Source organism: Lysobacter antibioticus (genome assembly GCF_000731095.1).
Taxonomy (GTDB): domain Bacteria; phylum Pseudomonadota; class Gammaproteobacteria; order Xanthomonadales; family Xanthomonadaceae; genus Lysobacter; species Lysobacter antibioticus_B.
In genome coordinates this window covers 1-26,449 of record NZ_JMTZ01000025.1, presented here as the reverse complement: position 1 = coordinate 26,449, position 26,449 = coordinate 1, and the positions used below count along the sequence as shown (strand labels likewise).

Annotated in this window: 17 protein-coding genes and 1 pseudogene; 6 read left to right on the top strand and 12 right to left on the bottom strand. The window is 61.4% G+C overall.

Features of this window, described 5'->3' with window-relative positions; all coding sequences use genetic code 11:
* Positions 1-30: 30 nt before the first annotated feature.
* A complete protein-coding gene (locus EX88_RS0109845) occupies positions 31-666 on the bottom strand; it encodes a hypothetical protein (protein WP_031371827.1) in 636 nt (211 codons plus the stop codon).
* Between the two features lie 68 nt (positions 667-734).
* Positions 735-1,178, bottom strand: a complete 444-nt coding sequence (locus tag EX88_RS24475; protein WP_152566198.1) for a hypothetical protein — start codon at positions 1,176-1,178, stop codon at positions 735-737.
* 389 nt (positions 1,179-1,567) lie between these two features.
* On the opposite strand from EX88_RS24475, the gene EX88_RS0109835 reads away from it, so the two are divergent.
* The 5 genes from EX88_RS0109835 (at position 1,568) to EX88_RS0109820 (ending at position 10,787) form a co-directional block, all read left to right on the top strand.
* Positions 1,568-1,978 carry an SRPBCC family protein gene (locus EX88_RS0109835; protein ID WP_031371825.1) on the top strand — a complete coding sequence of 137 codons (411 nt, stop codon included), beginning with the start codon at positions 1,568-1,570 and terminating at the stop codon, positions 1,976-1,978.
* Positions 1,979-2,286: 308 nt separating this feature from the next.
* Positions 2,287-2,601: a hypothetical protein gene (locus EX88_RS0109830; RefSeq protein WP_031371824.1), complete on the top strand. Its 315-nt coding sequence runs from the start codon at positions 2,287-2,289 to the stop codon at positions 2,599-2,601.
* A gap of 368 nt (positions 2,602-2,969) precedes the next feature.
* Entirely contained in the window at positions 2,970-4,220 is a 1,251-nt protein-coding gene (locus EX88_RS27475) for a hypothetical protein (protein ID WP_430536904.1), read from the top strand.
* A 5-nt stretch (positions 4,221-4,225) separates the two neighbouring features.
* On the top strand, positions 4,226-5,167 hold the full coding sequence (locus EX88_RS27470; protein ID WP_430536905.1) for a M13-type metalloendopeptidase: 942 nt from the start codon (positions 4,226-4,228) through the stop codon (positions 5,165-5,167).
* A gap of 877 nt (positions 5,168-6,044) precedes the next feature.
* Positions 6,045-10,787: an ATP-binding protein gene (locus EX88_RS0109820; protein WP_081930824.1), complete on the top strand. Its 4,743-nt coding sequence runs from the start codon at positions 6,045-6,047 to the stop codon at positions 10,785-10,787.
* Between the two features lie 577 nt (positions 10,788-11,364).
* Here EX88_RS0109820 and EX88_RS25880 read toward each other — a convergent pair.
* The 8 genes from EX88_RS25880 to EX88_RS0109780 all read right to left on the bottom strand — a co-directional run bounded on the left by EX88_RS25880 (position 11,365) and on the right by EX88_RS0109780 (position 23,543).
* The gene (locus EX88_RS25880) at positions 11,365-13,887 is read right to left on the bottom strand and encodes a hypothetical protein (RefSeq protein ID WP_152566197.1); all 2,523 of its coding nucleotides are present in this window, start codon (positions 13,885-13,887) and stop codon (positions 11,365-11,367) included.
* Positions 13,888-14,637: 750 nt separating this feature from the next.
* A complete protein-coding gene (locus EX88_RS0109810; protein ID WP_161786099.1) occupies positions 14,638-17,202 on the bottom strand; it encodes a M9 family metallopeptidase in 2,565 nt (854 codons plus the stop codon).
* Positions 17,203-17,883: 681 nt separating this feature from the next.
* Positions 17,884-18,390: an SgcJ/EcaC family oxidoreductase gene (locus EX88_RS0109805; protein WP_031371820.1), complete on the bottom strand. Its 507-nt coding sequence runs from the start codon at positions 18,388-18,390 to the stop codon at positions 17,884-17,886.
* A 259-nt stretch (positions 18,391-18,649) separates the two neighbouring features.
* On the bottom strand, positions 18,650-19,258 hold the full coding sequence (locus tag EX88_RS0109800; protein ID WP_235186231.1) for a superoxide dismutase family protein: 609 nt from the start codon (positions 19,256-19,258) through the stop codon (positions 18,650-18,652).
* Positions 19,259-19,276: 18 nt separating this feature from the next.
* Positions 19,277-19,630, bottom strand: a complete 354-nt coding sequence (locus tag EX88_RS0109795; RefSeq protein ID WP_031371818.1) for a YcgJ family protein — start codon at positions 19,628-19,630, stop codon at positions 19,277-19,279.
* 458 nt (positions 19,631-20,088) lie between these two features.
* Positions 20,089-20,679, bottom strand: coding sequence for an ankyrin repeat domain-containing protein (locus EX88_RS0109790; RefSeq protein ID WP_081930818.1), 591 nt, complete (start codon positions 20,677-20,679; stop codon positions 20,089-20,091).
* Positions 20,680-20,725: 46 nt separating this feature from the next.
* Positions 20,726-22,249, bottom strand: coding sequence for a catalase (locus EX88_RS0109785; RefSeq protein WP_031371816.1), 1,524 nt, complete (start codon positions 22,247-22,249; stop codon positions 20,726-20,728).
* Positions 22,250-22,505: 256 nt separating this feature from the next.
* A complete protein-coding gene (locus tag EX88_RS0109780) occupies positions 22,506-23,543 on the bottom strand; it encodes a LysR family transcriptional regulator (protein ID WP_031371815.1) in 1,038 nt (345 codons plus the stop codon).
* A gap of 966 nt (positions 23,544-24,509) precedes the next feature.
* On the opposite strand from EX88_RS0109780, the gene EX88_RS0109775 reads away from it, so the two are divergent.
* Positions 24,510-25,157: a response regulator transcription factor gene (locus EX88_RS0109775; RefSeq protein ID WP_051884864.1), complete on the top strand. Its 648-nt coding sequence runs from the start codon at positions 24,510-24,512 to the stop codon at positions 25,155-25,157.
* Between the two features lie 120 nt (positions 25,158-25,277).
* On the opposite strand, the gene EX88_RS24470 is transcribed toward EX88_RS0109775, so the two are convergent.
* Together EX88_RS24470 and EX88_RS26505 are read right to left on the bottom strand one after the other, a co-directional pair.
* The gene (locus EX88_RS24470; protein ID WP_051884863.1) at positions 25,278-25,676 is read right to left on the bottom strand and encodes a transposase; all 399 of its coding nucleotides are present in this window, start codon (positions 25,674-25,676) and stop codon (positions 25,278-25,280) included.
* A gap of 239 nt (positions 25,677-25,915) precedes the next feature.
* Positions 25,916-26,449: pseudogene (locus tag EX88_RS26505) on the bottom strand (hypothetical protein); the annotation flags it as partial.

The following is a 26,449-nucleotide window of genomic DNA, read 5'->3' as shown; positions in this document are numbered from 1 at the left end:
GCCGGGACGCGCTTCGGCTTGAATGGATTGTCAGGCCTCACGGCCGCTGCGACACGACCGGTAACCCGGAATATTCTGGCCCAGATGGATGTCGCGCGTGATGTGCCAGACGCCTTTGTGGCGCAGCGGCGCGCCGATGCCGGCTCCGCCGCGCTTGGGCCGGCCGGCGACCTCCGCCTTGGCCAGAAGCGGATCGTCCAGAAACATGATGTCATCGATGTAGTAGGTGGCGCAGCCACGCTCGAGCACATGCATGTGGATATGCTGCGGAGTGTCTCTGCTTGGATAACTGCCGGGACGGATGGTGTCGAATGCGTAGCGGCCTTGCGCGTCGCTCGATACCCAGGCACGGAGCGCACCATGCCGATGCGATGCGCGAGCGCCCGATGGCTCCGGGTAGATCCCGCCGCTGTTGGTCTGGTAGGCGTAAACAATGACGCCAGGCTGCGGCTTGCCCCCTTGATCGAGCACGCGTCCGGTGACCAGCATCGGCTGGCCCGGTTCCGAAATCGGCGCGATACGAGCGCGTGAACCGAACTGGTCGGGCAAACCGTCGAAGACCGCATCGCAGCCTTCGCAGGGCAGGCCAACGATCGGCTCGCGCGCCTGTGCGGGCGCCGAAGCGGCGACAAAGCATAAGAATATGGTGAGACACAGGCTGCGCATGATGCTCTCCTGCAGGCTGATGCCGGTGTTAAGCCGAGCCGCGAGGCGGCATCGGCTTGGATGAGTCGCTAACGGGAAAACACGCGCCAGTGCAGCACATGCGTCCCCTCCCTTTGCACGGCCACGGCCTCCAGCATGGGCTCATCATGACCAGACGGACAGCCGTAAAGGTCATAGGCGGCGGTGAGGTCCTGCCCGGAGGGAATCCAGGAACGATCGAACGCGGGCTCCGAAAACTCGCCACCTTCCGCAGGTCGACACGGCGCGGGCGGTCGCCACCCGGAGCGTTCCAGGGTGAACGAAAGCGCGCTTTGGTTGGTGTCCACGTCATGGACTTCCTGGAGGTTCCTGGCCGAGGCCGGCACCCACGCAGGAACCCAGCCCCTTCTTACCGCACCGCTCGCTACAGCATCCGAGGCCGCCGGGTAACCGGCATCCATTACCTCATCGGTGCAGCCCGCCAGCAGCATGCTGGCCAAGACCCACATTGCCGGGCGCCAAACGCTTTCCATGCTCGCCAGTTCCGTAATTAAGCCGAGACAGCAAGCGGCTTCGGCTCGAATGAGTAGTTGCGTCCATGCTACTCGACTGAGATCGGAATGGTATCCGCCCGCCCACGACCGGCGAGGCATGGCAGCACCCGATCCAAGTCAGGCCGACGTCCGCCGTTGCCCCGGCGGATACCCGTCGATGGCCGAGTGGAACCGAACCGGAAGCGGCCTGCATCGGGATAAACCATCCGGCGCCTCGGGACATCAAGCCGACAGGGGCTCACCCCTGGGACGACGGGTCGGGGCTCGCCTCATCGAGACCGAAAAAAATTTTCGGGCGCGTGTCGTTTTGACCCCTCCCTGTTCGACGTAGTAATGAAAGCCCACCCCGGGCATCAAAGGAGAATGCAATGAAGATCACCATCGAGACCCTCGTGAACGCAAAGCTGGACCACGTCTGGACCGCCTGGAACACCCCCGAAGACATCAAACAGTGGAATACCGCCCAGGAGGACTGGCACACCACGCGCAGCACCGTCGACCTGCGCGAAGGCGGTCGATTCCTGTCGCGCATGGAAGCCAAGGACGGTAGTTTCGGCTTCGACTTCGAGGGCACCTACACCCGTATCGAGCCTTACCGGACCATCGCCTATCGCATGGACGACGGGCGCGAAGTCCAATCCGAATTCATCGACGGCCCCGACGGCGTCCGGGTGAAGTCCACCTTCGATGCGGAGTCGGAAAACCCGGCCGAGATGCAACGCGCCGGCTGGCAGGCCATCCTCGACAACTTCGGGCGCTACGTCGAAGCGAAAGCCTGAGGTCTGCCCTGGGAGCGCAGCGCTGCCTCTTCGAGCAGGCAATCCGAAGAACGGCGCCATGACAGCCGTAGCCGCCGAACTTCCGCGGCTACGCAATCGTGCTGATGGAACCAGCGCGGCGTCGGCAGCGACACCGCCTGGCCACCGCTGATGCACTCGCCGTAGTGGACGCGCTCGCGAGCTTCCACGCAGCGGCTCAATCAACTCGGTCGTGAGTTCGCACCCTGAGCTCGCACATAGCAGGAGGGCGTCCTGTGCGCCCTCCCATCCATGATTCATCCTGGGCCGATCGCGGACGGGAGTTCCCCATGCCTACGAGAGAAGAACTGATCGAGCATCTTTGGCGGGAGATCATCAATCCGCTGGGAGATCCCTCCAGGCTCGACACCATCATCGCCAACTGCAGGCGTCGCCCCGATAGCACCTTCGGCGAGGTCGGCCCGGCCATCGAGCGGGCGCTGGCGGCCGGCGTTTCGGCCGCCGACCTGTGCCTGCTCTATCGCAGCGCCACCTACGAGGCGGTTTTCGGAACGCTGTACGCCATCGGCGATCCGGGCGTGGATGACAACGACGTGCTTGGGCTATACGAAGACCTGAGCTCTGCGCCGAATGCCCGATGGTAGTCGAGGCGTGGCCTGAATCGGGCTGATCCGCCCGCACTCGACGAGGCTCATAGATCGCTGCGCAAGTCGGGCGACGAAGCCGGCTCGCGCATTCCGGCATACGGGCTCATCGCCCGGATGCGGCGCTTGCGCGCTCGGGTGGAACCTCATCGGAGGCTTCCGCTCGGTTATGAATATCCGCGCACTTCCAAGCCGAGGACAAGCTGAAGCACAATGGGCCGCTATTCGAAGGCCGCCGGCCGTCGATCCCGGATCGCCGGCCGACCGTCAGCCGATCGCCGGCCGGAACCTGCCGCCCCGCGAGCGGCGACTAGGGTTTCGGCGATGACGTCGGCCATCCCTCCAAGCTTCCGCCTCGGAAAACGACGATGCCCTACCGACCGAACGTTCTGTGCCTCGGATTGACCCTCGCATTGGCCGCCAGCCTTACCGCGTGCAAACCGGCCCCGACCGACACCACTTCCGCTCCTGCCCCGGCAAAGACCGCGGCCGCGGCGGCGAAATCCGGCATCGACCTGACCGGCCTGGACAAGGCGGTGAAGCCGGGCGACGACTTCGACGCGTTCGCCAACGGCGGTTGGCGCAAGACCTTCGAGATCCCCGCGGACCGCTCCAACTACGGCGCGTTCACCGTGCTGCTGGAGACCGCCGAACGACGCAACGCCGCGCTGATCGCAGAACTGGCCGCCGCCAAACCGGCGCCCGGCAGCGACGCGCGCCGCATCGCCGATTTCCACGCCGCCTATCTGGACGAAGCCGGCATCGAGAAGCGCGGCCTGCAGGCGCTGCAGCCGCAGTTGGATGCGGTAGAGGCGATCGCCTCGCGCGGCGACCTGTCGCGCGTGCTCGGCGCCAGCGTGCGCGCCGATACCGACCCGCTCAACGCCACCAACTTCCACACCGCCAATCTGTTCGGCGTGTTCGTCGCCCAGGGCCTGCAGGAGCGGGCTTATGTCGCCACCCTGATGCAGGGCGGCCTGGGCATGCCCGACCGCGAGTATTACCTGTCCGCCGACAAAGAGATGGCAGACGCACGCAAGGCCTACGAAACCTACGTGGCCGCGCTGCTGAAGCACGCGGGCATCGCCGATGCCGAGACCAAGGCGAAGTCGATCCTCGCACTGGAGACGAAGATCGCGAAGGCGCATGCGCCGCTGATCGATTCGCAGAACGTGCACAAGGCCAATAATCCCTGGGAAACCGTGGCCTTCGCGCAACGCGCCCCGGGCATGGACTGGAACGCGTTCTTCGCCGCGGCCGGGTTGGATGCGCAGCCGAAGATCGTGGTCTGGCAGCCGGGCGCGATCGCCGGCATCGCCGCCCTGGTGGGCAGCGAACCCTTGCCGGCATGGAAGGACTACCTCGCTTTCCACGCCCTGAATCATGCCGCCTGGAACGAGGCCCTGCGCGGCCCCGGCGAGCTGCCCAAGGCTTACATCGACCTCGCCTTCGGCTTCCACGGCACCACCCTCGCGGGCACGCCGCAGGCGCGCGCGCGCGGCAAGCGCGCGCTCGACGCGACCAGCCACTCGCTACCACCCTCGCGGGCACGCCGCAGGCGCGCGCGCGCGGCAAGCGCGCGCTCGACGCGACCAGCCACTCGCTCGGCGACGCGGTAGGCAAGCTGTACGCCGAGAAATACTTCCCGGCCTCGTCGAAGGCGAAGGTCGAGGAGATGGTGAACAACATCCTCGCCGCATTCGACGAACGGGTGGACTCGCTCGCCTGGATGACGCCGCAGACCAAGGCCAAGGCCCGCGAGAAGGCGAAGTCGATGCGCGTCAGCGTCGGCTACCCGGAGCGCTGGCGCGACTACGCCAAGCTCGAGGTCCGCGCCGACGATGCCCTGGGCAACCGCCTGCGCGCGGAGCTGCACGAGTACCGACACCAACTCGGCAAGCTCGGCCAACCGGTCGACAGCGGCGAATGGTGGATGACGCCGCAGACGGTCAACGCAGTGCAGTTGCCGCTGCAGAACGCGATGAACTTCCCCGCGGCGATCCTCGACAAGCCGTTCTTCGATCCCGAGGCCGACCCGGCCGCGAACTACGGCTCGATCGGCGCGGTCATCGGCCACGAGATCAGCCACGGCTTCGACGACACCGGCGCGGAATTCGACGCCCAGGGCCGCCTAGCCAACTGGTGGACCTCGTCGGACACGCAACATTTCCAGGAAGCGACCAAGAAGCTTGCCGCCCAGTACAGCGCCTATGAGCCGCTGCCCGGCCTGCACGTCAACGGCAAGCAGACCTCCGGCGAAAACATCGCCGACGTGTCGGGCCTGACCATCGCCTACATGGCCTACCGCAAATCGCTCGGCGACAAACCCGCGCCGGTGATCGACGGCCTGAGCGGCGACCAGCGCTTCTTCCTTGCCTACGCCCAGACCTGGCGCGGCAAGATCCGCGACGCCGCGTTGCGCCAGCGCCTGCTCACCGACGGCCACGCGCCGGCGGCACAGCGCGCACAGACCGTGCGCAATATCGACGCGTGGTACGACGCCTGGGGCGCAAAGCCGGGCGAGCAGCTGTACCTGGCGCCGGCCGAGCGCATCAAGATCTGGTAACCGGCGCCATGCCGCCTTCGTGTACTTCCGGACTTAGCGAGTACACGAAGGCCGCCGATCTCGACGCGGCCGGTTCAGCCGGCCGCTGGTGAAGTCTTCCGCACAGCCCGGGCTGTGCGGGACTCGATGGCGAAGACTTCGCTTCGCGTTTCGCGCGCAGGGCATAGAGAAGATGCCGATGGACCGGCCTGCCATCGCTATCCGATGCAAGCGCTCGCACCACCAACTCCGGCAATGGCCAAAGCGAGATGGCTGACCCGAGTAATGCCAAGGCGCGATTGCACGTTGCGCCGCCCTTCGGGCGGTACGCGGCCGACCGAGCAACGCTTCACGACCCGGCAGCTCATAAGGCCCGCATGAAGTTTCCGACGAGCGGCGCCTTTCGTGCCATTCGACGCATTTGCAAAGGCAATTTCGCGTTCGCGGAATTCACGATACGCGCTCGCACAACTCGCATGCGACCGTATCGGTTGTTCCATGCCCCCTCGTGGTTCCGATCAGGTGAACACCGAGGATCTCGCGGCGGATGGACAGGTCGTAGCCTTGATCCCGATCGGCGTCGAAACCTGCGCAGCCTCTCCATCAGCCCCTCATCGGCCGGATTGCCTGTGCCGCACCGGCCCGGGCGACTAGCCGTCTGGTCTCGCCGACCATCCGCATGGCGCCGCTTCGATCCAACGCCACCGCAGGCAGCTTCCCGAGTCGCGACGAACAACCAGAAAACGCCTTGAAATCAAGGCCTGTTCGTGCTTTTAACCTTGACATCGGCTCGAACCACCCCGCAATCTGGCGACGGCGATGCGAGCCCGGGATGGCTCACTCGAACTAGCGAACAGACGACGTGGAGCGGGTCGCCCGCGTTGCCTTGGAAGGTTGAATGCGACGGTTCCTGCTCGGTCCGATCATCGCGCTGTGCATGGCAGGGGCAATGCCCGGCCTGGGCCTGGCATCGAACGGCGCACAGCTCCCTCCGGTCAAGATGGTGTCGGCCGGCGAGCCGGAATTCGAGTACTTCGACCGTACCCACGGCCTGCAGAGCACGCAGCTGTTCGACATACGCAGCGATCCGCACGGCTTCATCTGGCTCGGAGGCGATCGCGGCATTCATCGCTTCGACGGTCACACCTTCTTCGATCTCGATCGCGACCCCACTCGTCCGGACACTCTCGAGAGTCGCTTCAACTACCTGCTGGCGCCCTCCAGGGACGCGGTGTGGATCGTTGCGCCCAACACCACGCTGCAGGTTCTCGATGCGAGCACCGGCAAGCTGACCAAGCTCGCCGTGCGCGGCGCCCGGCTGAACGACATCGAATGGCTGGAAGCCGACGCGCAAGGCCGATTCTGGTACCTCAACCCGGACGGAGTGGTGCGCGTGGAGCGGACCGGCGTCGCCACGCGCATCGGGCCACCCGGCTTGGCGATGGCGCTCAATCCCGACCGATCGCGAGCGTTCGTGATCTACCCCGAGCGCGCGATCGCGATCGACACCGCGGCCCCTTCGAAGATCGCGCAGTCGCTCGCGCTGCCCGAACAGTTTCAGGGCCCGGTCAATGCGATGACCGCCGACGCGGACGGCCTGTGGGTCGCGGTCGACCGAGGCATTTGGCGCATCCACTGGGCATCGGGCTCCGCGCAGTTCGTGCAGATGCCGGTGCCGATGTCCCTCACCACCGGGCTGGTCCGCGCGAACGACGGCGCACTCTGGTTCGGCGGCTACGACAGCGGACTGTATCGCTACGATCCTGCGCGAGGCACCCTGTCGGTCGCGCGCCACGACCCGAACGACCTGCGCAGTCTGCGTCCGGGCTCGATCACCGGAATCACCCTGGATCGAAGCAACAACCTGTGGGTCGCGATGGGCGGCGCCGGGCTGGCGCGCCTGCGTCTGAGCCAGACGCCCCCCGCCCACTACCGCATCAAGGGCGGTCTGAAGATCTGCTCGCTGGGCGAGATCGACCGGCGCAGATTGGTCATGGGGCTTTGCCCGGGAGGCATCGTCGAGGTAGACCGGCAAACCGGAGAGCAACGGCCGCTGACGGCTTCGACCCCGTTGCCGGAGCGGTCGCGCGCCATCATCGGCGACAACGAAGGCGGCTTGTGGATCAGCAGCCTTCGCGAAGGCTTGCTCCATTGGCGCCCCGATGGATCCACCAGCCGCTACTTCCTCAAGGGCAGGGAAAACCGGCATTTATTCATCAGCGGCATCTATATCGACGACCGCAAACGTGTCTGGGTGTCGCATCTGCGCGGGCTCGCGCTGCTCGATCGCGAAGCGCAAGAGCTACGCAGTGTCGGAGGCGACCGGTTCTACATCGTCAACGACGTTTCCGGAGGGCCGAACGGGTCGCTCTGGCTCGGCACCGTCAACGGCCTGGTCAACTTCCAGCCCGATACGGGTCGGATGCGCCGCTTCGAGCACAAGCCCAACGATCCCAGTACGCTGTCGGACAACGATGTGGTGCAGGCCTACACCGACAAGGACGGCCGCTTGTGGGTCGCGACTCGCGCGGGCCTGAATCGGCTGATCACCGGCCCCGACGGTCGTCCGGCGTTCAAGCGTTACGGCCTCGCCGAAGGGCTGCCCGACATCACCGCCTCGGCGGTCGCCAACGACGCTCAAGGCGGGCTATGGGTCGGCACCTATCGCGGCATCGCGCGCTGGGACCCGAAGGCCGATCGGTTTCAAAGTTACCTGCCCGCGGACGGCATTCCCGACAGCGACATCTATCCCAAGGCGATGCTGCGCAGCGTGGATGGGAGCCTGTACCTGGGCACCTGGACGGGCCTGTGGCGGATCGATCCGCAGACGATACGCCTTGCGGCCCCGGTGCCGGTCGTGCTGAGCAGCTACGAGGTCGGCGGGCGTTCCACCATCAACCTTCAGGGCAAGGGCTTGTCGCCGATCAAGGCCCAGTACAGCGACAGCCACGTGGCCTTCCGCATCGCGGTGCTGGGCGACGCGCGTCGCCTGTCTTATCGCCTCGACGGCCTCGAAGACGGCTGGCACGACATGCCCAGCGACCTCAGGGTCAGCTTTTACCGGCTGCCGCCGGGCCACTATTCGCTGCAAATCCGCCAGTTGCAACGAGACGGCCGCTGGGGTCGCCCCGAACTCTCGCTGCCGATCGAAATCACGCCGCCGCTTTGGCGCACGGCCTGGGCCTACCTGCTCTATTCCATCGCGGCCATCGCATTGCTGGTCGGCATCGGGCGTGCGTTCGTCGCTTGGCGGCACCGCGCCTTGCGCGAGCAGCTCAAGGAAAGCAATGCTCGCCTGTCCGTCGCCCTGCATGCAGCCGGTTTTGGGACCTGGGCCTGGGACGTAACCACGGACGACGCCGAGCTCGATGTGCACGCGTCGGAGATCCTGGGCGTCCCGGCCGGCGCCCAATCCGCCGAGACCGTGCTTGCGCGCTTACATCCGGACGATTTGAATCACGTCCGCGATGTCATCGCCGGCGCATTGCGCGACGATGCCCCCGTCGCTTTCGAATTCCGTCTGGCCGATACCGATGACGAGCACCAATGGCGCTGGATAGAAGGCCATGCCGTCCCCTACCGGCGGCCCGGGAAATCCGCGTATGTGATCGGCGTGAACCGCGACGCGACACAACGAAAGCGCGAGCTGATCGAGCTGGAGCAGTCCAGGCACGACGCCCAACTCGCGACCGAGGCGAAGGGCCGCTTCCTGGCGATGATGAGCCACGAGATCCGCACGCCCATTAACGGCGTGATCGGCATGGTCGAGCTGTTGTTCGAAACCCCGTTGAACCAGGAGCAACAGCAGTTGCTTGGGGTCTGCAAGGATTCCGCCTATGTGCTGCTGACCATCATCAACGACATCCTCGACTTTTCGAAGATCGAAGCCGACAAACTCAAGCTCGATTACACTCCGTTGTCGTTGCGCCGCCTGACCGAATCCGTGGCCGAATCGCTGCGCGGCCAGGCCGCCCAGAAAGGCACCGATCTCGATGTGTTCGTCGCCGCGGACGTGCCGCGCCGAGTGCTTGGCGACCGCGTACGCGTCCGTCAAATCCTCACCAACTTGATCGGCAACGCGGTCAAGTTCACCGAGACGGGAGGCGTGCGGGTGTATGTGAGCGCCTCGCGCGCCGGCAACGGAAACGGTGGGCACTACCTGATCCGCTTCGACATCATCGACACCGGTATCGGCATGGACCGCCGCACGCTGGACAGTTTGTTCCAGCCCTTCCAGCAAGCCGACGCAAGCACGACCCGCCACTTCGGCGGCACCGGCCTTGGCCTGACGATCGTGCAACACCTGGCGACCCTGATGGGCGGCAGGATCGAATGCGACAGCGCGGTCGCGTCGGGCAGCCGTTTCAGCGCCATCATTCCGATGGAAGCGATGGCGCACCTCGAAGCCAAGGAACACGTGTTGCCTGATGTACATGCGCTCGCGCTATGCGAATCGGCCGAGCGAGCCATGTTGCTGGCAAATCTGTGCGCCGATATCGGCGTGCGGATCGACGTCATCGGTTCGCTCGGCGAGCTGCTTGGCCGGATCGATCTGGCCGAGACCGCCGGGGACGAACCCTCTCGACGTCGCCTGATCCTGCTCGACAAAGGCTACGCCGAAGACCTCGACACGCTGCTGCGCCCGCTGCGTCAGCAGTCCTCGGCGGCGCGCCTGCCGCTCATCGCGGTGCGGGCCGATTTCCAACGAAAGACACCCATCGACGAGCCCGGGATTACCGTGGTTGCCGGCAGTCCGCTGACCAGCGGCGCGTTGTTGCGCGGCATGCAGGAGGCACTGGGTCTGGCCAGCCCGATCGTGCCTGCCGTCGCGGCCGAGCCCAGCGCGGACATGGCAATACCCGGCAGCGACCACGCCGAAGCGCAGATCCTCCTTGCCGAGGACAATGCCACCAACCGCGACGTGATCACCCGTCAGCTGCAGCGCCTCGGCTATGGCTGCGATGTGGCGATCGACGGCGAACAGGCCTGGGAACTCCTGCAGGCCCAGCCCGAGCGTTATCGCCTGTTGCTGACCGACTGCCACATGCCGCGCCTGGACGGCTATGCCCTGACCGAACGCATTCGCCGCGCCGAAGCTGCCGGCGGACGCCCGCCGTTGAACATCGTTGCGATCACCGCGAACGCCCTGCTGGGCGAGGGCGAACGCTGTCTGGCCCTGGGCATGAATGCCTACCTCGCCAAGCCGCTGCAGATGCCGGACCTGAAACGGATACTCGAACGCATGCTGCCCAAAGTCGTGCCGCCCCTACCGGCGGATGAACCATCCCGACCGGCCACGACCGGGGCGGACTTCGCCGCACTCGCACAGCTCGTCGGCAACGACGAGGCGAAGCTCCAGCGCCTCCTCGGCGTTTTCGCCGACAGCACGCTGGCGGATCTCGAGCACTGGCACCGCGCCCGCGATAGCGACGATCGAGACACCCTGCGCAAACTCGCGCACAAGCTGAAGTCGGGATACCGGCAACTCGGCGAGGATACGGCGGCCTCGGCTTTGGAAGCGCTGGAACAGCATTCGGGCACCGTCGCCGAGTTCCACGCTCGGGCCGATTACGCGCTGCTCGAAATGCAACGCACTTTGGAGCGCGTACAGGCGTATCGAAAGCGCGTAGCGGAACTGTAATTTCGATTTACATCTAATCTCCTAGTAATAATACAGAACTCATTTCAAATGAAATTACGAATACAAATCCGACGCAAGCTCCAGCACGTGCGGCAAAGGTACTGGATCATGAATCTCGTCGACTCCGAAACAAATCGGCAGCAGTCTTACCAACATGTCATGCACTGCCGCGGGGGCAACGCCCACATGTTTCAAAAAATCGGAACTAGACCCACAGGCAGCTGAGGAGCTCACGCGAACTGAAGCTAAAGGGCGTGCTCTAGCGAGTGCATATCGACTCCTCCACGGAAATCGTGCCGACCACGCTTCTGATCGCAAGGGCGGCACATCCCGTAAACCATCGTGAGATAGTGACCATTGAAGCAACGGAAAGTGGCATGTGAGCAGAGCGTACATGCGTCACACCACGATGAATGAGGGACCAATAACGACCACGCGAACGTCAAGTACTGGCGGCGCCTTCTCAAGACACGAAGGTCCGCGAGGACAAGCCAATTGCTCACATGGCGAAAAGGCGAGGGCGATGCGGATCATATCCGCACCGCCCGCCATGCAACTCGAAACAACGGCTAAAAAATTATATTAAAAAGAATACCGTAAACGACATGATAGTAGGAACGGTTCCTACAGCCGCCACTGTATTTACAGTCGTAGCGGCCGCCGTCGCAGGAACAGCACTAAGTACCGTGGAAGCCGTTGCACTAAGGGTCGTAGCATGCTGTAGCACGAACTGCATCACTTCTGGAGCGAAGCCCGCCACCAAATGCACCTGGGGCGCTACCAAAGAAACAGCCAACTCAGCTTCGGGCAAATTTCTTGCATTCAAGATATCACGAACAACAGCCGCGTCCCCACCAGCCGGGTCCGCTCCAGCGAGCCTGACCTGCGGCACATTTTCCTCGATCGGATTTTCGAGGACATAGCGTACATACAGCGCCCTTCGCAGCGCCCCTGATATTCTGTTGGTAACTCGAGCGCTGCCCGCAAAGCGATCCGCATACTGATCCAGCGCCCTCCACTGCACCTCGCTCATATTCCGTAGGTCCGCCGGCAACTGCTCCATGTTCGGGAGTTCGGCATAGTACTGGCGGAACTGAGAAGCGAGCGCACGCCCAGCGATTGGTCCGCTCCGGTACTGCTGCCCAAGCACCTGTTCGTATGCTCGCCAAACGCCAATGGGTTGACGAGTCTCGAGCACAGGACGCAATTGCTGAGCGGGAATACGACTTGCGACGATCTCTTGCAAAGAGGGCAGCACTACACCGCCTAAACCGGTAGCACCTGCAATCGGCGCAGCCGGATTCAATGTATCCGTCCAGTACAACTGCGCGCTGAGCTGCGTTAGCTGATCCCACCCCTCCTCCCCGAGAGCCGTCAAACCGGCGGAGCGCTGATTGGTGGGCAAAGAATTGAATGCGGTGCTATTAATGGCACTGGGCACATCGCTGCTGCCTCGATAGTTTGCGAGATCGCTGATAACAAGATCTCGCGCTAGATAACTCGTCGCTAACGAGGATCGCTCGATAAGTTTCGCAGCGACCTTAGCCAATGTGGAATCGAAGGTCGAATTCTGATCAACGGCCGGCGCGCTTCCTACCAATGACTTTGTCAGGTTGATAATACGAGCAGACAGCGATCGCTTCTCGTCAGCAGTTAAGAAGACGCTCTTTGATTTGATGCTAAGTACTTGCTCGATAAGGGCAAGATGAATCGCAGAGTTAAAGCCTTCGCTCCTGGCTCTTTCAAACTTCCCTTCTAACGTATCCGCAGACGGCACTAACGCCTGAGCTTCCTGCCTAATGAGACCGCGAGCCAATTGCCGAAGCGAATCTACACCGGCGACCAGTTCCTCCTGCGACACGAACATTCCGTATCGTTTCTGATCCCATGATGCTCCACTCTGGTAGGTTCGACTATCCTCCCCGAATCCACTGAGGGCATAGTCTGCCCAAAGCTTTGAAACACCGCCTTCAGAGGACATATCCGTACTGTTGACGATGCCAGCATGAATCACTCGCTGCACGAGCGCCTGTTTTAGCAACGTTGTAAGCGAGTCTCGCTCCTTCTTTGCTTCTGGCGATGTTCCGTCGCCAAGATTAGTCAGCCGCTGATGATAAAGACTCGGAACTTGAGCTCCGACAAGCCCGACAAGATCGAGATTCCCGCTCAGATCCGCATCGAATCCATGACCAAGTTTGTACGCCATCATCTGACGAACCAACCCCCTTAGCAGCGCTTTGTTTCTGCCGTAGTAGAAATCTCGACTGGTTCCCGGATTGGACTCAAATACATCGTATTCCTTGTACAGCTCATTGAGCTCGTAAGGCTTCAGAAGATACTTTCGTACGGGGTCAGCAGCCGCGAAATCAGAGATGAATTTGTCGCTCGCATAGACGTAGCGCCTGATAGGCGCCAGCTTATAGAACATAGAAACATCAGTACTTGCGCCAGAGTTCCAATCCTTATGCGCCACTTTCAGCTGATACACCCCCACCCCTGAACCGGCAGCGGGGGCCAGCCATGATTTAAGCGCCGTATCTTCAAGCTTAACGACGGGCGCGGTCGCTCGCTCGCCATAGGTAACGTCAACGAGCTTCGGTAGTGAATCGAAGAACAACTTGATGCACATATTATGATTCGCATCAATCGCATCAGATGTCCACTTGTAAATAGTCGACTCTCTATCGGCCTCAAGGGAGGACCATTTGATCTCGCTCAACTCACCAGGATGCTTACCCGCCAAGTCGTACATCAAGCTGAATTTCTTGATCAATTGATCGTCCACAACCGAACAATGATCATATATGACTTGCGCAAGCTCCTTAACCGCTGAATTCTGCCTCACAACCGTAGGAGTGAGGACATTGTCAAAGTAGTTATTATTTGCTGTAAGAGCCGCGTTCTTGGCCTGTTCTTGCCTCCGCTTTTCGGCCGCATAGGAGTCCTCGCACCCGCCCCGGCCATCGGGCTCGCTGCCGATCGGGCATATCTTCGTTCCTTCGTTGGGGTCGAGAGCCGCATATGCGAGCAGCGCAGCGGTCGAAAGCGCTAAAGCTAGACCGCCGCGCTGTATGGCCCTATGTTTTCTCACACTCTTCATTGACCACTTTCCTTTGTTAGTTTCAACAACAATTAGAAATAACTAAGCAAGTCGCACACACGAATGACGCGCCATGGCTCCAATAATTCGCCTGCGGCACTCCCCCCCCCCTTGGCCAACGGAGTGGAAACCCACTTTTCGAGCCGCGTCGTCTATCAACTGGAGCGCTAACCGCCATCGCTTCATAAGCGGTCCACGGAGCGTCTTTTGCTGCGCTAAAGCTTCGCGGACCAATCTTCCAGGAGCATCCCGGCAACGGTATTTCACGCGTTCGTTCGACGCATAAGCCATCCGAGGTAGGTTGTGCCTCTTCAAAACTTCTAGCGAAGGAGTCCCGCGAATTCCGCTGCAAGGCGGCCGCCGCAATAGAAGCACGCCTTCAGCAACGTTGATATGCGGAATACTCTTAGCACAGAATTTTTGGCACTGATTCGCCCTCTCAACTTGGCGAAGCTCATCGCCCTATGATGTAGAAATTTCGGTTGTGCTGATCGAGGAATGGGGATCGACTGTATTACGCCGCATCGCGCCGAAGTTGCCGGCTGTTTGCCACTAAGAACGTAACGCAGACGCTGACACTGCTGCAGTTGGACCGGCCCAATATCGACCTAGAAGTTAGGTTTCGACAACCCTAAGCCACCACCACATATAAGGATGCAACGGAGGTGCCACTAAATGCCCACGCACGCTTCTCTAGATATCAGAGAAAGGGGCGGGCCACGGCCCGCCCCTTCTTTCGTGCCCTTACGATCAATAGGTGACAGTCAAACGCACACCGCTGAAGTCCTGCTCCCCATAGAGGCTGATGTAGACGTACTGACCGCCCGGCGGGTTGTTCACCACGATCGACTCTTCGTTACCCGCATTCATCGACCAATAGTTGTGGCGGGTCTTGTATGCCCAGGGATCAGAGCCGCCCAAGGTATTGACGAACAGGTCGGCATTGCCGTTTCCGCCCGTTGCGGTGACCCGCATGCTGGCGGTTCCGGCCGGAACCAGGATGTAGAAGTGAGCGTGATTGCCGCGCGTTTGCGAGATGTTGCTGCGTGCGCAGTTTCTGTCGAGCTGACGCGTGTCCGTCGCGGTGCACTCCGGAACCTGCTGGCAGGCCGTACCGTCGGCAACGCAGGTCAGCCAGTTGCTGAAATCCGTGTCGTAGCTCGTACCGATGGCCGCGATGCGGTTCTTGTACTCGGCGTAGTTCCCTGGCCGCAGGTAGGACAGGATCGTGTTCACATCGCTGGCGCGCTTCTCGAACATGTAGCGCACGGCCAAGTAGCCGCCCTGATAGACCCGCGACTGGTCGCCGTACTCGGTCTTGAACAACTGGCTCAGCGTCCAGGGCTTGCGCGCGGCTTGTTCGCGAGCACGGGCATTGTCCTGATTCAGGTAGGACCAGGAAATGTATTCCGCCAGCCCTTCCGTCCACCAAACGGTTCCTTGGCTGAAGCCCGCCATGAAGTCGCCGTACAGGTTGTAGCGGCCGTCGAGGTAGTGCACGAACTCGTGTTCCAGGTTCCAGATCTGGAACGTCGGACGGATCCACTCGGCCTCGTAGGCGATGAAGCGGGGCTGATTGCCGACTACCGCGGGATTGCCCTCGAGATAGATGCCGCCGTTGTTGGAATCGTTTCCGTAGATCGCGCTGGAGTATCTACCGTAGTCGGACGAACTATCGAAGATCACCATTTCCAACGAGGTGTTGTTGTCGTTTGGGACGGCCTGGTTGCCGGTGGCCAGGACTCGGTGGAAGTAGGCCTGCTCGCCGGCGACGGAATCGCAGGCCTTGCGGAGCTCCTCGGCCGAGATGCTCTGCGCGCGAATGCTGATGGTCGGGCTGCAGGCATGTTGGACCGGCAGGACGGCCGCGCGCAGCTCCTCCTTGTAGTTACACAGGCCGTATCTTTGGCAGTTCTCGCGATCGTAAGTTTCGACGTACTGCCCGAAGATAGTGCGTAGCGGCGCGGTCGAGTTGTTGAATGCCGTCAGGTCCGCCAGTTCGTCGACTTTGGTACTGGCGTAGTTCTTGATGGTTGCCGAATACCGCATCTGGCGGGAGAGTTCGCGCGCTGCGTTGAGCACAAGATACTCTTTTCCGCCGCCGAGCTTGCCGATATTGCTGCGGATGAAGCCCGAGAGCGTATCGGCCAGCGTGGCGGCGACCTGACTCGTAAAGTCAGGCAGTTCGACCCCCTGGTTGAACAGGACATGGAAGCAGTTGTTGATCGCCCGCTCCATGAAATACATATTGTCGTAAGCGGCGTCGTAGTTGCCGAGCAAGGTACGGATCTTGGAAAGAAACCGGGTGTTCTCGCGAGCAGAGTCGATCAGGATCACGGCTTCCGCAAGGACTTCGCCGTGCGCATCGTTCTCTAAAGCCATGGTCACGTTGTTATTGAAGAACGCATCGAGCCCAGCGCGCACGGACTGGCCGACCGCCGCATTGAACGCCCCAAGGCCCTGATCCCGGTACTTGAACTGGTTGTAATATCCGGCTCGGACGAAGAGGATCAACTGCAGGATGTCCTGGTCGTTGTCGCCGTCGTAGGTCTGGGCGAGCCGGGCGATTTCATCGGCGACGGTGACCATCTTCTCGTTAGTGAAGGTCCGCAGCGCGTCGTCCCTGGAGAGATTGAACTGGGAATTCGCGCAAGCCGTGTCGGCATGCTTCAGCTTGTCCAGCAGATCCGCGCCGACCGCATCGGCGAATGCGCAGCCTGTATGTCCGGCGGCCCCCTGCTGCGGGCTGCTTCCCGCGGCCCCGTGCAGCGCACCCGCCCCTTCTCTTGCACGCTTCGCCTGCGCTTTCTGGGACGGACGCTTGCGATCGAACTCTTCTATCGCTTCCTGTTCCTCGCCGATCTTGACCCGATAGGCTTGCGGGTCGCGACTCGGCGGCACCATGGCCGGTTCCAGCGGCTGACCCTGAACATGGGCGCCGCCGAACATCGCTTCGCTCATCGAGGCCGCAGGACCTGGACGAGAGCGCATGCCCGCAGGATGATGCGAGTACCCCGAGCGAGGGTACTCACTGCCCTGTCCATTCGCCGCATACAAATTGCGCGCTTGCAATGGAGCGCCATCGGGGCTGATAAGTGCGTAGCTCGCACTCTGCGCCTTGGAAGGAACCGATTTTTCCGCGCCGAGCAGCTTCGTCAGCCAAGCATCCGCGGCAGCGACAGGACCGGCCGCCCCTTCGCGGACTCCGGAGACAGAGCTTCCGTCGCCCTCACTGGATACACCGACCAGAACGAAACTTAGCAGTGCCGCGCCTACCGCGGCAAAGCCGACTTTCTTCTTTGAACGCTGCAACATCGTAAAACTCCCTTTACCAGTTCCGGCGTCACGGACTGCCATCCATACCGATCGGGCATACAGCAGACGCGGCCGGTGCGTCATCAGAGGCAGCTATCAATCACTGCCGGCTTGTAGCCACTGGAAGCTCGATCGAGGGGTCCGTCATCGAACCGATGACTTTGCCGGGACTTGCCCCAACACCCACGAGATGCGGATGCGACTCCATGGCCTGGAAGCATTTAGGCACGCAGCCACGGAGAAAAATATTGGGAATACTCTTATTTTCAGCATCGCTCCTCGGCACGGAAACATTCCCAGACATAGGAATATTCTTAGCCCTAAGAACATTCTTAGACTTAGGAATATTCTTAGTTCATCAATATTCTCAAGCCAACGAATCACATAAAGCGACGAAACGATCGCGCGCGAAGGCGTTATTACGCTCATGCGAATACGCATTGCATCGGACGAACCGGAAGGGAGTCGAGCGACATCTCCGAGATCCAGTCGCCGCCATGCCTCTACCAGAGTGGCCCACCGCATATGCGAACCCGACAGCAACGCGGCCGTTGTTTCGATGGACCGACGACGGCATACCGAGCGCTTGCTCCATCGCGCCGGATCTGCAGTGACTCGCGCGAAGCCAGCGAAGAATGAAGCGCTCATCGCGAGACTCGCAGGCGTCGCCGACAACCGCGATCATCGACGCGGTTTAGCGCCATCCGCGCCCGCCATCGGCTCCGGCATGGCCGAAGAATGATGGTGCGCAATCAACCATTTGCCGTTGCGCCACTCGTACACATAGGTATAGCGGGCATGCACGGTTTTTCCGTCGGCGAACTTGAACGCGTACGTGCCCAGGTCCTGGGCCACGTTGCAGCCGATCTTGATGACGCGCTTGTCGATCGATCCTTGCGGCTTGGATTTCAGGAACTTGACGAAGTAGTCGCGCATGGCGGCGCGGCTGGTACGCGGTTCGTTCGACAGCGTCGCCAACAGCACGCCGTCCTCGGCATAGTTGGCAAGGACCTTGTCCGGATCGCCCGTGCGCAGCGAATCGTTCCAGCGGTTGAACAAAGCCGCGACCTGGGGCTCGGTAACCTGGACACAAGCCGATTCCATCGGTGCGCGGGCCCCCACAGGCATCGATGCGGGCAAGAGCACCATCGCGGCGGCGACCAGCGAAGTAATTAGAACGGTATTCATTGAGGAGTCGCTCATTCGAGGGTTGACTGGGAACACAGAGAATTCGACTGGATCGTCATGCGAGCGCTTCCATGGGCGCTCCTTACTCGGTCTGTTCGGCAGGCAAGCGGTGGCGTGCCCGCGTAATCGTTAGCGGCACGGTGGGTCACGAGACCCGATGAAGCCGCGGCTTCGCGGCCGTTGCAATCGGCGCGATCTATGCAATCGCGCGGCGGCGCTCAGGTCGTCGCGCGCGCGAGCTGGCCTCTCTCGGCGCCCGTCAGCCCGACGCCGAATTCCCGGCCCCGATCTGCGCCACCTCCAGCACTCCGCAAGCTATCCGCTTGCCGGCTTTGCCGCTCGGTTGGCTGGCGTAGTCGTCCGGCATCGCGTGGATGACCAAAGCTCGCCCGCCGATGTCGTTCAGACCACCGCCGCCGAGACTGGCCCCATGCACGATTGCCTTGACGATGGCCTCTCCCTTGGCGTTGGCGACGATATTTTCCATGTCGCCCACATGGTGTTCGCCATTTTTTACGCTGCCATGCCGATGCCCGTATGGGTTGAAGTGATCCCCGGCGCTGCTGGCATCGGCCGCGCTGCAGTCGCCTTTCTCATGGATGTGGATCGCATGCACCCCACTGGCCGTCAAGCCGGTGACGGTTCCGGCCACGGCCATCGTCTGTCCATTGGGAGAAACCGAAAGATGCCCCTTGACGCTACTCCCCGAGGCGGGCTGCAGCGCTACCGTGGCCAGCACCTGATCCTCTTCTCCAGCGCCCGACAGCGATGGCCTCTCGGCATTGCCGCACCCGGAGATCGCCAGGCCTACTGCAAAGGCCATGCCGATGCGTAAATATCTACGCGTTTTTGCCTTGATTCTGCTCATTGTCATAGCCTCGACAAGTTATTTTTTCCCGAACAGGAGTTCCGTGTATTCCACGGATACCGCGCTGCGTTGCCCGTTCGGCCCGTAGTAGCGATCCCTACGGCACGACTTCTCTTTCGCATCGCAGAATATTCCGTTAGCGAAAGTGAATTCGGACGTATCCATGTCCTTATCGGCGAATGCATTCATTGCCGTCCTCATGCCGTTATGCTTCTCGGTCAGCACCCGCGAAAGCCCCTTCTTGTTCGCGCATACGTAGCGATCGCAAAGCACGCCCGGTTCGGCCAAACGCACTGCGTTCTTCCGCTCGGCCTGAGCCGGCACCGCAATCAAAGCGATCAACAAGGAGATGGCGCACTTCAGTTCTGTCATGTCTAATTTCTCGCTCGCATCGGGCGGTGTTGGAAACACCGAGAACCCACTATTCCTTACACTTACTTTTCGTCCTTTCGCTGCAGCGCAGCCCCCGTCTTCCGAGATCCGAGGGACTGAACCGATCCGAGTTGCCGCACGCCGCGACATACGAGCCTGCGCTGTTGCTGCCCAGCGGCATTCCTTCGGTGCCGCAGTGGCCATCGGCAGCAATAGCGGCTACGAAGCCCCGGCTCTGCCCGCACGCCCCGTCCTGGCCGATTGGCCGAACTCTCCAGGGGCAAGCTTGTCGATGACTCCGCCCCGAGCGAGAAACGACTCGATACTTTCGCGGCCGTCGGAACCCGGTGTTGCGGCGCCTCTTTTCTCAGGTGCGCCGCTCCGGGCACTTTTCTTATCCGTCATACGAACATCGAACCCAGTGTCGGCTTCCCCCTGCGGGCAGCGGAAGATGTCGATCACCTATGCGCGGGCGCCTCTGCCGATCGACCGTCCTTGACCAAGCCGGATAAACGTTCGGCAAGCTCGTCCTTGCCTTGCCGACGCGCCAATTGCTCCGCATCGGCGCCGGCGTCGTCCCGCAAACCGAAATCCGCGCCCCGCTTAGCCAAGGCGTCCAGCCATTGGTCGCGCGAGAACAGTGCGGCATACATTGCCGCAGTCTGACCTGCGCTATTGCGTTGATTGACCTCGGTGCGAGGATCGTCCAACAACCGCCGGACCGCATCGTCCACGCCCCTGAACAGAGCACCCATCAACGCGGTGTTTCCGCGCTCGCCATCGGCCACGTTGGGGGAAGCGCCAGCTTGCAACAGCGCTTGAACCGCGGCGTCCCGTCCGTGGTAGGTCGCCAGGATCAGTGGCGTAAACCCCTTTGCGTTCCGAGCATCGAGATCGACGCCGCTCTTCGCGAGGCTACGAATCAGATCGGCGTCTCCGATTCGTGCCGCTTCGAACAGATACTCCGCGAGTTCCTGCCTGGATTTCCTCGCCGTGCCGGCGGGTTCCTCTGCCAGAGCGGCCGCCGGCAGAGCCAGTACAAGAGTCATTACCCATACAAATCGCTGCATAGCGCACTCCGCTGAAGACCAGGCCTTATTCACTCAAGGTGTCTGCGAGGGACTTCACGCGGGCGACATCGGCCTTCAACGCTTTGGCGAGACCTTGGCCGTAGCCTGCGTCGGCCTTGTAGAAGTACGAGAGCATCGTGTAGCGCGCGACATCGTCGCTTACACGCCCCAGATCCCCGGACAGATTGGCGATCAAGTTGTTCCTGTCCGTCGCGGATAGCGACCGATAGAACTCGCCTGCCTGGCGGAAATTGAGCGTCTTCGCGATCCGCTTCTGCTGTGTAGTCCCGGACAGCGGCAGCTCGCTGTACTTGTGTTTGCTGTCCTGCGGTTTCGGCGCCAGGCGCGAGGGCTCGTAGTTCACGCTTCCGGTGCGCGCCCCGGCATTCGATTCGCCGTCTTGGTTGTTGCTGTTGATCTGCAACTTCGGAGCGTTGATCGGCAACTGAGCCACGTTGGTCCCGACGCGATACAACTGAGTATCGGCATAGGCGAACAAGCGCCCCTGGAGCAATCGATCTTCGGACGGCTCGATGCCTGGAACCAGGTTGGACGGAGCAAACGCCGACTGCTCTGTCTCCTGAAAGATATTCGCCGGGTTCCGGTCCAGAACCATGGTTCCGACCTTGACCTCGGGCACTCCGGACCAGACCTTGGTCGGGTCGAGCGGATCGAAGTCGAAATCGTCCAGTTGACCGGGCGTGAGGATCTGCATGTACAGATCCCAGCGCGGATGGTCGCCGCGCTTGATAGACGAGATCAGATCGTTGGTGGCGTGATTGAAGTCCCGGCCCTGAACTTGCTCCGCCTGTTTCGCCGTCAGATTGTGCTCGCCTTGACGGCTATCCCAACGCAACTTGGCATAGACGTATTCGCCACGTTCATTGACCAGCTTGTAGGCGTGGACGCTGCTGCCGTCCATCTCGCGATAGCTTCGCGGGGTTCCGTAGTCGGAATAGGCCCGGGTCAGCATATGCGTGGCCTCGGGAACGTGCGAGAAGAAATCGAAGAAGCGGTTCGGATCCTGCAGATTGGTGTCCGGACTCGGCTTCAGCGAATGCACCATGTCCGGGAACTTGATCGCATCGCGGATGAAGAACACCGGAAGATTGTTCCCAACCAAATCCCAGTTGCCTTCTTTGGTATAGAACTTCGTCGCGAACCCGCGCGGATCGCGCAGAGTTTCCGGCGAGTGATTGCCGTGAATCACGGTCGAAAATCGAACGAATACCGGAGTAACCGCACCCGGCTGCAGCACCTTGGCCTTGGTGTATTTGCTCACGTCGCCGGTGACTTCGAACCGCCCGTGGGCGCCGGTGCCTCTGGCGTGGACGACACGCTCGGGAATGCGCTCGCGATCGAATCGCTGCAGCTTCTGAATCAGATGCGCGTCTTGAAGCAAGACCGGCCCATCCGGCCCGGCCGTCTGGGAGTTCTGGTTGTCGCCGACCGGAGCGCCATTGTCCTGGGTCAGAGGGGACTGAGCGAGCGCCTGACCGATGAAGAGTTGGGCGATGACAATGAGGAAAAGCGAACTTCGCTTGTACATCTGATTACTCGTTGAGTGAAAGATCTGGAGATAGACTTTCTTAGGCGACCGCCCTCGTCCAATACATTTACGCGATTGGTTCAATTCATAAGAGTGATTGCCTCGGCACTCGTTGCGCGCACGGCAACGACTGCATTCATCGCGAGCAACCTGGCCGCTTATCGATCGCACAAAAGAAAAGCCGCGCTGGGCCCGCGCGGCTTTTATCGCAGAATCAAGCTGTGGTCGGCCTCATGGAGCCGGCGATGAAATACGTCTATCGATTCGAACTGAAGGTCTGTTTCTCCTGCCTCATCGGCGCACCACGACGATTTCCGGCCTCGGCGATCGCTTCGGCGCCGGTTTTCTGGCTCAGCGCACCCAGCATTCGTTCGGCAAGATACTCGACCAGGAGCCGCACCTTCTGCGAGGCCTTGCGACTGACCGGATAGACGAGCGAGATAGGGTCTGCAGGAGGCGAGCATTGCGGAAGCAAAGCCACGAGCTCTCCATTCCGCAACGCATCTGCCACCAGGTAGTCCGGCAACTGCGCTATGCCGAGACCGACCTTCACCGCCTCCATGAGGTGGAGCATGCATTCGCTTCGCATCCGCTCGCGGATCGGATAGGAGCGCAACTGAGCGCCGTCGCGCAATAGCCAGTACGCGCCGACGTGCCCGTGCTCGCGCGCATGTACAAGCCCATCATGGTCCTTCAACATATCGGCGGATGTCGGGGTTCCGTTCATCTCGAGATAGTCTGGGCTGGCACATAGCACGTTTTCGCTATGTCCGATCACCCGCGCCGCCATACTGGCGTCCGCCGACCTGCCGCTTCGAATCGCGACATCGAATCGGGCTTCTCGAACCGACGAATCTCGCTCTTCGATATCGATCTTCAGCTTGATATCGGCGTAGGAGCGCGCGAACTCCGCAATCGGCCGCGTCACCGCGGGCACGCATAGCGAAGAAGAAACGGAGACTACGATCGTCCCTCGCAAGCCGCTGTTCCAGCTCGCAATCTGGTGATTGGCCTCTTCTATCGCTTCGAGAATACTCTGGCACTTGAGATAGTAAGCCGCTCCGGCCTCGGTAGGACCGACGCGCGCGCTGCTGCGATCTATCAGCCGCATACCGATCCGGCTCTCTATGCCGCTTATGCGCCGGCTGATCACGGATTTCGACACGCCCAGCGATTGGGCCGCTCGGGTGAAGCTGCCCGCGCCTACGACGGCCACGAATGCGGTCATTCCCACCACGTCGACGAGGACATCCCCCCGCGAAGGGAATTCGTAGCTCTCTTCACCCAACCTCATGACCTGCGCTCGATAATCGTTTGCCCACACATGAGAGGTCGCGGTGAACGCACGATATTGAGTTCGCTATCGGAGTACGCTTCATCAGACTATGCTCGACATCAATGCATGGAAATTGGGAATTGTCTTAGGCACCGTCGCTCGGCACAGAAGAATCGCCGGAGTTCCTTCCCGACTTCGTTTCCGATGACGCAGGTCGGTCGAATCGGCCATCCGATCCCTGCCGAGCCTACGCAGAACCGGCTGAAGAATCCGGCCCATTCGCGATGCCGTGCGCGAAGGGCGACCTCGCCTGGATCAGCCGACATGCCCCCGGGTCTTATTCCTTGCCCTGCGCCGACAACACCGAATTCGAAGGAGAACTGTTCATTCGAAGGCTTCGCGATCCGTCAACGCCGATCGCCTACCTGCGATTACTCCCGAGACACCTTGTGCAGATCCTGCCATCGATGCCATCTCAGAGGAGAACTGTCCTGATCATCCGCCGACTTCGCCATAACGTGACGCGATGCTGGCTTTAACACGTAGCGATCATCTTCATGCGATTGCGCCCATCAGCGACCGCCGCTACAAGTTCCTTATTGCCCACAAGCATCGCGTCCGGCTGAAGTCGGGACTCAGGTCGAACGCACCACCGGCCGCCAAATCGCTGCACATGCCCCCTCATCCGGCTCGACGAAACGCCCGGCTCCCTGGCACGACCGCCTGCATAGCCGATTGGTAGTATCCGACGGGGCAGTCGCCATGGTGTCCAGCTAGTAGAATTGCCCTCTTACTGGAAGCGTCTTGCCGATGGGCCGATCCTGTCGGAACCGAGCTCATTGCCGGCACATCGGCGACGCTCACAAGTGCATCCGGCCGACTGCACAGCACCGACTCGCGAGGGCGGAGGTGAGTGACAAGAAAAATGGAGACAAGTTCCGTGTTTATTGATAGCCACGTTCCGGCTGCCGCCAGGCTACCCCGGTGAGTACCCAGCGCCCCCCCGACAGGGTACTCATCGCGGACGATCACCCGGTCATCGTCGCCGCGCTCTCCGAAATGCTGGGCAGCGCCTTGGATACGGACAGTATCCGCATCGATTCGGTTTCGGATGGGGAACGTCTACTGCAGGCTCTCGAGGATGACCGCTTCGATTATCTGGTCATGGACTTGCACATGCCCGGAGAACTCCAAAGCGTGCCGCTCCTGCGCGCCGTACTGAAGAAACAGCCTCGCCTTCAAGTGATCATCTACACAGGGACGGAACTTCCCTCCCTTGCGCTGACCACGCTGGAAACCGGAGCCCGCGCCTTCGTTTCGAAGTCGAGCCACCCGAGCACGATAGTCGAGGCAGTCCTGGCGGTGATGCGCGGCAATACCTACACCGACCCTGCGATCGATATCGCCTCGGCGAAGAGTCACCCATGGCGTCAACTCAGCTCTTCAGAGCAAGCGGTCGTCCTGGCGTTGGCTCGCGGCGAGAATCTTCAAGCGATCGCCCTGGACAGCAATCGCAGCTACAAGACCGTCACGACCCACAAGTACAACGCCCTGCGCAAGCTGGGCTTGAAATCGAAGGACGAGCTGTTTCGCTATCTTGAGAAGCACGGGCTAGGCCACCTGCTTCAATGAGGCTCTGCCATCGAGTCCGCCGATTACGACTCGATCATCCGGCTGTTGCGACGGCATTCGGGATCTTCGAAACGGCTCTGAGCGAGTCGCAATCGACCATGGCATTCGATCTTCGCGCCCCTATCGGTCGAAATCGACCCTTTCGGAAACGCCGCGGGCGCTGCGCAGGCTTCGTTTCTGCTGGGAGTACTGCTGCTGCCCCAGGAGTGATCCCAGCGCCTGAGCCACCACCGCCTTTTCATGGCCGATCGATTTTTCCACTACCTTCCATACCCCAGCTTTGCACCAACGCATGTAGCGCACGTAGATAGGCCGCCAAGCGCCGTACATCGCCGGAATCTCGGACCAGAAGGCCTTGTTGCAGGCCACCCATAGCACCGCTTCGACGAAGCCGCGATATTTTTGCTTTTGGTTTCTCGCCCTGGCGGCCAGGTTCGACGGAAGCGCCTCATTGATCCGGCGCCACTCCAAGTCATTCAGTATGGTTACGTTCTGTTCCACCGACGATTCATCTTTCATAGCAAGCTCTCAAAGAGTCCACTCAAATAGGCCAGCGCCACTGTTCGATGGCGCGCCGTGAGATCTTCTCGAACTCCGCGTCCAAGTCATGCCTGGAACGACAGGGGAAGCCGTGTCGACGCGCCTTCGTAAGGCCGCCTCCTGAGCTCCGGAGGCGGCTAAAAGAGATACAGCCGGTTGCGATCAGTACGTACCGACCATGTTCATGAACCAGCCCTTGTGGTCGTAATCGAAGTTGGTCAGGTCGTCGCTGAACTCGGTGATAACTCGTAACGCGCCTGCGCCGCGGCGAAGGTCGTCGCCGAATCGGCCCATTGGCCTTCCAGACGGCCGTAACGCACTTCGCCTTCGCGACGCGCCAGCTTGCCGGCAAACTCCCAATGGTGGTTCGGGTTGTAGATGCCTTCCAGCGACAGGATCTGGCTGCGCTGATCGTAGAACGCCACGTTGTCGCCGATCTGCGGCAGCGCCGACACGTCGTACAAATACGTGTACTTGCCGAGCAGCGCGTACTTGGTGCTGTTCCACGGCCGCCAGGCGAAACCGACGTTGCCTTCGATGAACTTGGCGCCGGCCTGTGCGTTGATCTGGTCGGTGGTCTTGGAATAGTTGAAGCGAGCGGCGATGCGGAAGCTTTCGTTGATCTTGTGGGTCAGGTTGTTGGTGGTGACCCACTGCTCGCGACGCTCCGCACCGGTGTCCTCGCGCCATTCCAGCTTGCTCTGCCACTGCGTCGCCGCCGAGGTGTGGCCGCCGCTGAGGCTGACCGCACG

Excerpts from the sequence above, each read along its gene's own strand:
- EX88_RS0109790 (WP_081930818.1), bottom strand. The coding sequence starts at position 20,679 with ATGACTCTTGTACTGGCTCTGCCGGCGGCCGCTCTGGCAGAGGAACCC.
- EX88_RS24470 (WP_051884863.1), bottom strand. The coding sequence starts at position 25,676 with ATGAAAGATGAATCGTCGGTGGAACAGAACGTAACCATACTGAATGAC.
- EX88_RS25880 (WP_152566197.1), bottom strand. The coding sequence starts at position 13,887 with ATGAAGAGTGTGAGAAAACATAGGGCCATACAGCGCGGCGGTCTAGCT.
- EX88_RS0109845 (WP_031371827.1), bottom strand. The coding sequence starts at position 666 with ATGCGCAGCCTGTGTCTCACCATATTCTTATGCTTTGTCGCCGCTTCG.
- EX88_RS0109800 (WP_235186231.1), bottom strand. The coding sequence starts at position 19,258 with ATGAGCAGAATCAAGGCAAAAACGCGTAGATATTTACGCATCGGCATG.
- EX88_RS0109830 (WP_031371824.1), top strand. The coding sequence starts at position 2,287 with ATGCCTACGAGAGAAGAACTGATCGAGCATCTTTGGCGGGAGATCATC.
- EX88_RS0109835 (WP_031371825.1), top strand. The coding sequence starts at position 1,568 with ATGAAGATCACCATCGAGACCCTCGTGAACGCAAAGCTGGACCACGTC.
- EX88_RS0109805 (WP_031371820.1), bottom strand. The coding sequence starts at position 18,390 with ATGAATACCGTTCTAATTACTTCGCTGGTCGCCGCCGCGATGGTGCTC.
- EX88_RS24475 (WP_152566198.1), bottom strand. The coding sequence starts at position 1,178 with ATGGAAAGCGTTTGGCGCCCGGCAATGTGGGTCTTGGCCAGCATGCTG.
- EX88_RS27475 (WP_430536904.1), top strand. The coding sequence starts at position 2,970 with ATGCCCTACCGACCGAACGTTCTGTGCCTCGGATTGACCCTCGCATTG.
- EX88_RS0109820 (WP_081930824.1), top strand. The coding sequence starts at position 6,045 with ATGCGACGGTTCCTGCTCGGTCCGATCATCGCGCTGTGCATGGCAGGG.
- EX88_RS0109810 (WP_161786099.1), bottom strand. The coding sequence starts at position 17,202 with ATGTTGCAGCGTTCAAAGAAGAAAGTCGGCTTTGCCGCGGTAGGCGCG.
- EX88_RS0109780 (WP_031371815.1), bottom strand. The coding sequence starts at position 23,543 with ATGAGGTTGGGTGAAGAGAGCTACGAATTCCCTTCGCGGGGGGATGTC.
- EX88_RS0109795 (WP_031371818.1), bottom strand. The coding sequence starts at position 19,630 with ATGACAGAACTGAAGTGCGCCATCTCCTTGTTGATCGCTTTGATTGCG.
- EX88_RS0109785 (WP_031371816.1), bottom strand. The coding sequence starts at position 22,249 with ATGTACAAGCGAAGTTCGCTTTTCCTCATTGTCATCGCCCAACTCTTC.